The 9,317-nt window shown below is 55.2% G+C and carries 3 protein-coding genes; all 3 read left to right on the top strand.

Going from position 1 to position 9,317, the window contains the following annotated elements; all coding sequences use genetic code 11:
* A partial coding sequence (locus tag Q0O99_RS11845) for a type I secretion C-terminal target domain-containing protein (RefSeq protein ID WP_293751731.1) occupies positions 1 to 2,807 on the top strand: 2,807 nt, incomplete at its 5' end.
* Positions 2,792 to 6,220, top strand: coding sequence for a lectin-like protein (locus Q0O99_RS11840; protein ID WP_293751729.1), 3,429 nt, complete (start codon positions 2,792 to 2,794; stop codon positions 6,218 to 6,220). The genes Q0O99_RS11845 and Q0O99_RS11840, both read left to right, overlap by 16 nt.
* Before the next feature lie 46 nt (positions 6,221 to 6,266).
* Positions 6,267 to 9,131 (top strand): hypothetical protein, encoded by a 2,865-nt coding sequence (locus Q0O99_RS11835; RefSeq protein ID WP_293751727.1) that lies wholly within the window; start codon positions 6,267 to 6,269, stop codon positions 9,129 to 9,131.
* Positions 9,132 to 9,317 lie beyond the last annotated feature (186 nt).

Raw genomic sequence — 9,317 nt, 5'->3', positions numbered from 1 at the left:
GGGGCAACAACACGGTCTACGGCGGCCAGGGCTTTGACCGCATCGTGCTGGGCTCGGGTGCGGACAGGGCCTGGGGCGGAGATGACAACGACACGATAGCGGGTGCTGCGGGCAATGACAGCTTGTATGGCGATGCGGGCAACGATGCGTTAGATGGCAGTTTTGGAAATGACGTCTTGGATGGTGGCCTGGGCAAGGACACACTGACCGGTGGTGAAGGAAATGATTCGCTCATGGGTGGTAGCGGGGATGACATGCTCCTTGGCGATGAGGGGCTCGACACCTTGGTTGGGGGAGATGGCAGCGATCAATTGTTTGGAGGGTTGGGAGCAGATAGCTTGCTTGGAGAAGCCGGTAACGACACGCTTGACGGCGGTGACTCGGACGAAAACGATACGCTTGACGGTGGCGAAGGTAACGATAGGCTGCTGGGTTGGGGCGGGGTCGACGTATTGTCTGGGGCCGCAGGTAATGACACCCTATTGGGCGGTGACGGAGCAGATACGCTTTGGGGTGGCGTAGGAGATGACCAGATACAAGGCGGCGGTGGTAGCGATGCCATTTATGGTGGTGCAGGTCTTGATATATTGACGGGTGGTTCAGGTGTTGACTCGTATGTGTTTGCTTACGAAGAACTTGAGCAACAGCTGCCTGACGTCATCACAGACTTTCAAGTGGGCCCTGGTGGCGACAAGATCGACTTTAGCGACATCCACGCCAAGAATATCCTGGCGGGGTATACCCGGTGGCCAGCTGCGCAGTTGCCTTATACGCATGGATATATCCGACTGGTACAGGACGGTGTCGACGTTTTAATTGGCTACGACCGGGATGGCCACAACAATGCTCATAATTTTGGGTCTGTTGTCAGGCTTCAAAATACTGACGCCATGGCTTTGACCTCGGATAACTTTAGCTTGGTTGCTGATAATTTCGGACTTTCACGCAATGGTGTCGTGGCCAAACAAACTGTGTTGAGCAACACCAGTGCAACGCTGGACATTCGTCTTTGGGGCGGACAACCATCTGCCAACGTGGAAGTAAAGGTCTACGACGCACGAAACCCTGGTGTTTCGTTAGGCTCAGTGGTTTATACGCCAGCGGACTGGACCCAAACCAAGTCACTTGGTTTGACATCTACCAGTTTGGAGACATTGGACTTGTCAGAGGACCTGGTGTTTTCTTTGATTTCAACAGATATTGATTACTCAGGGAAAAACTTGGTAATGGGTATCGTGGGGGACAATTTAGTGGCAGAGCGGCAGCGCTTGATTGCGCCCGAACTTTCTATCTTTAGCACAGATCAAAGCGCTGTCACCATCAACTTATCGTCAAGCCGAGTACCGGCGGACTTGTCCTCATCCATCTTTACTCTTGTGCCAGACAGTGCAGACCTTGCGCGGCTTTCCGCAACTTTCAAGTGGGTGGCTGGTGTGCCTCAATTGGTGGTTGCCAATCCAGGTACATGGGTTGGCAATGAACTCTTTACTGCTGTTGGGAAAATCGATGGCGTCGATGTGCAAATTCCTATTACCCTGCGCAATTTAGGCAGCAACACGCTGACAGTCTCCTCTTTGGGGTCCGTGCTTGAAGGTCAGACCACCAGTAGCGCACTGGTGCTGACGCTTGCTTTGGCAAAGCCAGCGGGCGAAACAATATCTGTGAACTGGAAGGCAGCACTGCCCATTGACGGCAGTGTCAATGCTGTTGATTTCATGAATGGCATTATTCCAGAGGGTACCGTTACTTTTGAACGTGGCGAAACATTTAAAGCTTTAACGATATATGTCGCTGGCGATTCACTGGTTGAAAAGGATGAGGTTTTTAGTGTTGATTTTTCCGTTGTCAATTCACCTGTGTCTATGGTGAATTTTATAGATTCATCCGAGATAATCGTCATTAAAAATGATGATCTTAATGAATATTTGGGGACTGCAAAATATTGGAATAATGATAAGCCGTTAGATTTGTTGACGGGTTGGGTGATAGAGCCTGAAAAATATTTGGATAGCGACTTATCTATCAGTATGAAAAATATCAACTATGACTCAAAATCAAATATTCTTACGGCTGAGTTGTGGATTAAAACTGCAGAAACTATATCAAACCTTGATATTCATTTTATAAAGCCTGATGGTGTGACTGTTGCGGTTGAATCTTCTTCCAGTACAGTTGGCTGGACATTAATTGAAAATGATGTTAATGGCCGATTTGATATGGCCGGAATTGGTGATATTGGAATATCAGGTGAGATGAAGTTGTATGAATTTTCTTTCTCAAATTTCAAACAAGGTCAGGAGTTACAAGTTGAACGGGGTACCGTTGGTAATACGATACTGACGCCCACTAATTTTAAATCCGCACAGGTCATGACGATTGATGATGGGATGATTGCCCTGTCTTCTGCAGACAAGGCGTTGACTTTGATTGACTTCACTTCACCTGCTTCCACACAATCCTTGTTGGCAATTGATTCGAGGGATGCTTTGATGGCCTTAAAAATGGCCAACGGCACACTTTCTGAAAATCAGCTTTTTAACCCCTTGCAGTGGGTTGCTGCTGACGTGAACAAGAGCGGAACCGTGAGTGCATTGGACGCCTGGCATATTTTGCGTGAAATCGTAGGCTTAGGCACTGCCAATGTTGGTGATTGGCAGATTGTTAATGGATCAGTGGATGCGTCAAGACTATCTGCAGATAATGCTTGGTTAAATAATCTGGATGAAATTTCTCCTGATGTGGCATTGGACTTGGTTTTAATTGGTGTTATTCGTGGTGATATAGATGGTACTTGGGGGGTGTACTGAACGTGATTAATTTGAGGAGCATTTTCTCGGAAAATGCAGTAAATCGCCTTGTCGATGTTACGGTATTTTTGGAGTCATCCGATATTGAGTCCATTGGTGGATTTTCTTTAAATATATCCATTAAGACCTGGGGTGGAGTGGTTCGGCCGCTCAAGACCGTAATTAACTCTGGTTCTTGGGATTTGTTTGATGCTGATCTGATATCGGGTAATTTTTCCGCCATTTCAACAGAGGGTAAAAAATTACAGAACAACACATTAATCACTCTTTTTGAGGTGTCGTTTGATGTTTTACAGGAGTCTTATGGCTTCTACACCATTGAAGTCAACTCAACTGGGCAAGATACGTTTTTTGACGGTGACGGTTCAGTCGTTCCCTACGCAAGCACATCCTTATCTATTGCCCCCCCCCCGGGTGGTGTATTTATATCGGGCGAGGTTAGTGAGGGATCAACCCTCATTGCCAGTCATACCTTGACGGATGCTGATGGCATACCCGCCACGGGTGTCGGTGCCCTGTATTACCAATGGCAATCTGGTGGTGTAGACATCATTGGTGCAACCACGTCAGCTCTGCTATTGACGCCTTATCTAGTTGGGAAAACCATTTCCGTCTTTGCCACCTATACGGACTTCGCTGGTCACCTTGAGAGTTTTAGCAGCCAGACCACAACTGCCGTGGCCAACGTCAACGATTCGCCCACAGGCAGCGTCACCATCACTGGCACTGCCACCCAGGGCCAAGTGCTCTCGGCTTCCAATACTTTGTCGGATCTCGACGGCATACCCGCAGTGGATGCTGCTGGCGCCATCAGCTACCAGTGGAGGGTCGGTGGAGTCAACATTACTGACGCCACCAGTAACACGCTTGTTCTTGACCAGGCCAAGGTGGGTAAGGCCATCACGGTAGTGGCGACATATACCGATCGTCAGGGGACAGCTGAAAGCGTGGAGTCCACGGCGACGGGCCTTGTGGCCAACATCAACGACTCACCCACGGGAGGCGTGACCATCACAGGCACAGCCACGCACGGGCAGACGCTGACAGCGGCCAACACCTTGGCTGACGTCGACGGCATTCCTGTCAGCGGAGTTGGCGCGATCATTTACCAGTGGAGCGCAGGCGGTGCGGTCATCGCGAACGCCACCGGCAGCACTTACGTGTTGACCCAGGCTGAGGTGGGCAAAGCCATCACCGTGACGGCCAGCTACACAGACCAGCAGGGCACAGCCGAGAGCAAGACCAGCAGCGCTACAGCGAGCGTGGCCAACATCAACGACTCACCTACTGGAGGTGTGACCATCACAGGCACAGCCACACAAGGCCAGACGCTGACAGCGGCCAACACCTTGGCCGATATCGACGGCATCCCTGAAAGCGGAGTTGGCGCGATCAGCTACCAATGGAGCGCAGGCGGTGCGGCCATCGCGAACGCCACCGGCATCACTTACGTGTTGACCCAGGCTGAGGTGGGCAAAGCCATCACCGTGACGGCCAGCTACACAGACCAGCAAGGTACGGCCGAAAGCGTGACCAGCACCGCCACTGCAGCAGTGGCCAACGTCAACGACGCGCCCACCGGAACAGCACGAATGCTATCGACGGAGTCGGTCGCTTCAACGCGCGAACTGCTGGCCAGCGACATCACCAACACTGCAACCCAGAAGTTCAATACCGCTAACAGCCATATTTACGAATATGTCGATGCCAACGTGACCTGGACTGCAGCAAAGACTGCTGCCGAGGCCAAGACCTTGGCGGGGTTGACAGGCTATTTGGTCACCATCACCAGTGCGAGCGAGCAATCTTTTGTCCTTGCTAACAACGTCACTTCGGTCGGTAGATGGTTAGGTGCCAGCGATGCGGCAACGGAAGGAACTTGGAGATGGGTCACAGGCCCCGAAGAAGGCCTGCAGTTCTGGAGCGGATCTTCTGGCGGATCGGCGGTCAATGGCGCTTATAAAAACTGGGAATCGGATGAGCCCAACAACTCGGCCGATGATGACTATGCCCATTTTTGGCCATCGTCAGGCCTATGGAATGATGCCCCCAACGCCGGGATTGTGATCGGAAGCAACCCGAGGGGCTGGGTGGGCGGCTATGTTGTTGAATATTCAGGGACAGTAAATACAAGCGGCAGCCAGGTGCCGTCGAACACAGAGAGTCATTTCACGGAGGACAGGACCCTATACGCTGATGGCAGCCTTCTCGGCGATCCAGATGGCATGGGAGCGCTGAGCTATCAATGGCAACGAGCCACAGACGCCAACGCCAATGGATCGATCGAGGCTACCGAGTGGAGTAATATCCAGAGCGCAATTGCAACAACTTACACACTGGGCGATGCAGACAGCGGAGGGTATATTCGGCTGGCCATCGGCTACACCGACGCCTTGGGCACTCAGGAAACGGTGTATTCGGGCAGCTCTCTTGCCATCAAGAACATCAACGACGAACCCACTGGCGGTGTCACCATATCCGGCACAGCCACCCAAGGCCAGGTACTGACGGCTTCAAACACCCTGGCCGATCTTGATGGCATTCCTGAAAGTGGAGTTGGCGCGATCGGTTACCAATGGCAATGGTCAATCGATGGCAATATGCCGTGGACCTCCATTGACGGCACTTTGGGCGATGCATTGAAGTTGAGTTCTGCGCACCTTGGTCATCACATTCGCGTTCTGGGAAGTTATACGGACGAACAGGGCTTATTGGAGGCGGTGGCAAGCCACGCCGTATGGATCACGCTGGATGCCAACTTTGTGGCCTACAGTTGGAAAGCCCATACCCTTCTGGCCGGCGTTGACCTGACGGCAGGCACCCACAGCAGCAGCACCGATTCGATGGGCGCTGCCGGCTTCAAAGCCATAACGCAGAGCAACTTGAGCTTAAACGCCAGCCGCACTGTCCCCGCAGACGAAGCGCAGGCCACCACCAACGCCGTCAACTTGCAAGACGCCATCGCCATCCTCAAGATGATCGTTGGCCTGAACGTCAACGGTGCCAACCAGCCGCTGTCGCCTTACCAGGCCCTGGCTGCCGACTTTGACGGCAACAGCCGGGTTGAGCTGAATGACGCCATTGGCGTGCTCAAGCATGTGGTGGGTTTGACGGGGACTGGCACACCCAAGCCCGAGTGGCGCTTTGTTGACGAAGCCAACGCCGCGGTGGTGGCGATCAAAGGCAATGCGGCTTTAAGCCCAGGCCAACCGCCGGCCATCAACCTGGACCTGACGGGTGCAGATGCCACAGTGCAGGTTGGCTTGGTGGGGTATTTGCGCGGGGATGTGGATGGCAGCTTTGCTGGAGCCGCCGGGGCGCTGGATTTGGATGGTGCGCAGCCGGGGTATTTCACTGACCTGGTCGCTGCCCAGCCTGCGCTGAATTTGGCGCAGTTTGGGATTTATGGATAAGTCTCTTCCAATAGCACGTTCTTTCATTTTTGAGTAACTCCAAATCATGGAAACACTGAACAACCAAGCGCCTGTTTTTCAGTTTTTGGGCAGCTACACCATTGACACTGAGCCGGTGGGCTACAGCTGGGCCAACAGCATGTCCGCGGCATGGGCTCGCAACATCATTCAGACCCAGGATGGCGGCTTCATACTCAGCGGCTTGGGTCGCGGCTCGAGCAATGTGTACGAAACCAGGATCGTCAGCTTGAACGCCTCTGGGCAACTGAACACGGGTTTTGCTGACCAGGGTGTGCTGCATTTGAGCTATACCGGTAGCGCCATTGACGAAGTGCAGGGTGCCTACCAGGACGTCAATGGCCAGATTCTGGTGCTGGGCCGGTTTTATGTGGCGGGTGACCCGAACGTGGCGGTGGGGCCGGACAGCCCCTCGCTTGGTTTTGCTCTGTCGCTGAGCTGCGTCAACCTAGACGGTAGTTTCGATGCGGGATTTGGGGTGGATGGTCGGGTGGTGCTGGGCTTAGCGGAGCTTGGGTCTGACTACCTGATGCCGAGCAGCTTGTGCTTTCAGTCCGACGGGAAAATGCTGGTCGCTTATACGGCTGGCACGATGGATGGCATCAACATCAAGAACGAACATGCAGCCTTGCTCCGGCTGAATGCGGACGGCAGTCTGGACGACAGCTTTCATGGCACCGGTTATGTGGATTTGCCAGCGGCCTACGGAACGGCGCTGAGCCTGGCGGTGGGGGCCAACGATGAGATTTCGCTGACACTGGCGGTTCGCGGCGGCGAACTTTATCTTGGGACTTCACAGTGGACCTTGACGGATGTCAACCTGAACGTCTCGGGCAGCGTCGTGGGGGTACCCGAGGTGCGGGAAATTAACGGCCGAAAAGATGGCAACTGGGTTGCCGTCCGGGCCTTTGATGTAGATGAGTCTGGCCAGGCCTTGATCGTGATGGACACCGGCAACAGATGGTTCGTCCGCCGTGAGCATGCCGATGGAACGGTCGACAGCAGCTTCAACGCTGGCGCCGACCTGGTGCTGCCCATACCCGAAGGGGTGTCGGATATTTTGGCGGACAAGGTGGTCAGCGTGCCTGACGGCGGCTATTTGATTGAAGGCCGCATCCGGCGCCCGCTCAGTGAGGGCAGTTCATCAACGGCGTCTTCCAGTTTTTTGGTGAAGGTCACCGCCTCGGGCGCCTTGGATACGGGTTTTGGTAACCAGGGTCTTGTTGAGACGAGCACTGGCCAGCGTCTGGATCAAGTCCTGGCCCTGGCCGACGGCAGCGTGGTGTGGGCCGGCAGCGCTGATCTTGAGCGCCTGCGCATGAATGAGACGAATCTGCAAAGCAGTTTTGCGGTGAGTAAGCTCACAGCCAACGGGCAGCTTGATGCCGATTTTGGTGGCGAGTTGGGCCTGACTGAGCGCGTCATGGTTTGGGAAAATTCCTCCGAGTTCCAGCAACTCAGCGCTGTGACTGCTGCGCAGGACCCTGACCTGCAGGGGCAAGCCGGGGCGCATTACGGGGGCTATCGGCTAACGATTTCACGGCAGTCAGGCGCTAACACAGCCGATGGATTCGCTGGCATCAGTGGCCTGGTCCTGACCGAGGGCGGTCAGGCGCTTCTTGACGGCTTGGCTGTGGCCGAGGTGGAGTCGCTCACGGGGACGCTGAGCCTGCTCTTCAATGACAGTGTCAACCAGGCGGTGCTGGGCCGCGTGCTCAGCCACATTGGCTACAAGTACCTGGTGCAGTTGCCACCGGCTGGCGCACCTATTGTCAAAGAGACCAACCCTGGCTTGCCTTCCGGGGAGCTGGTGGATTACTACCTGATCAATCTGCTGTGGCAACTCCAGGAGCCGGCGACGCCGGGCAGTGCCGAGGCTGCGCCAGTGGGGCAGGCGGTCACAGGGCTCTTGCTCTACAAGGTCGACCACCCCACCACTGGCACCATCGAGATCACCGGGCTGGCGCAGGTCGGTAGCAGCCTGAAGCTGGTGTCTCACCTGGTCGATCCGGACGGCGAGTTGATTCTTAGAAACATTTCGTGGCGCGCCGACGGTGAATGGATCTGGGGCCAGGGCAACGGGACCGACACCTTGGTCTTGTCGGCCAATGAACTGGGCAAGCTCATCACGGTCGACCTGCAGGGTTTTGATAGCACGAGTGGCAACTGGGGCGGCAATTTTTCTCAGAGCCTGACCGAGGCGGTGCAGGCCGCGCCAGGCAAGCGTCTTGACCTGCTGACTTACCAGTGGAAAGACCACACCCTGCTGAGCCACGTGGAGCTCGTTGCAGGCAGCCACAGTGGCAGCACCGACCCGCAAGGCGTGGCCAGCTTTGCGGCCGTGACAAACAGCAGCTTGAACGTGAGCGCCAGCCGCCCCACCCCCTCCGCCGAAGCGCAGGCCACCACCAACGCCGTCAACTTGCAAGACGCCATCGCCATCCTGAAGATGATCGTTGGCCTGAACGTCAACGGTGCCAACCAGCCGCTGTCGCCTTACCAGGCCCTGGCCGCCGACTTTGATGGTAATGGCCGGGTCGAGCTGAACGACGCCATTGGCGTGCTCAAGCACGTGGTGGGTTTGACGGGGACTGGCACACCCAAGCCCGAGTGGCGCTTTGTTGACGAAGCCAGCGCCGCGGTGGTGGCGATCAAGGACGCCGCCGCTTTAAGCCCTGGCCAGCCGCCGGCCATCAACTTGGACCTGACGGGTGCAGATGCCACAGTGCAGGTCGGCTTGGTGGGGTATTTGCGCGGGGATGTGGATGGCAGCTTTGCCGGAGCCGCCGGGGCGCTGGATTTGGATGATGCGCAGCCGGGGTACTTCACTGCGCTGGTCGCTGAGCAGCCTGCGTTGAATTTGGCGCAGTTTGGGATTTACACGGTCGGCTGATCCCTGGCCCCGACTTCAGCGAGCCCGTCACGGGCCTGATGGCCAGCGACTTCCTGATACCGAGCGGCCAGATTATTTGGCAGCCCTGTCAGATCCACACGTTTTGAGTCTGTCACAGTTTGGAATTGACGCCTGATCCCCCTTTTGTATTGGATGTCCACACATTATTTTTGAGGGCGTGAGATC

Source organism: Limnohabitans sp. Rim8, from assembly GCF_945901735.1.
Taxonomy (GTDB): Bacteria; Pseudomonadota; Gammaproteobacteria; order Burkholderiales; family Burkholderiaceae_C; genus Limnohabitans_A.
The sequence above is the reverse complement of the archived record's forward strand: the minus strand, read 5'-3'. Positions and strand labels throughout refer to the sequence as shown.

Excerpts from the sequence above, each read along its gene's own strand:
- Q0O99_RS11835 (WP_293751727.1), top strand. The coding sequence starts at position 6,267 with ATGGAAACACTGAACAACCAAGCGCCTGTTTTTCAGTTTTTGGGCAGC.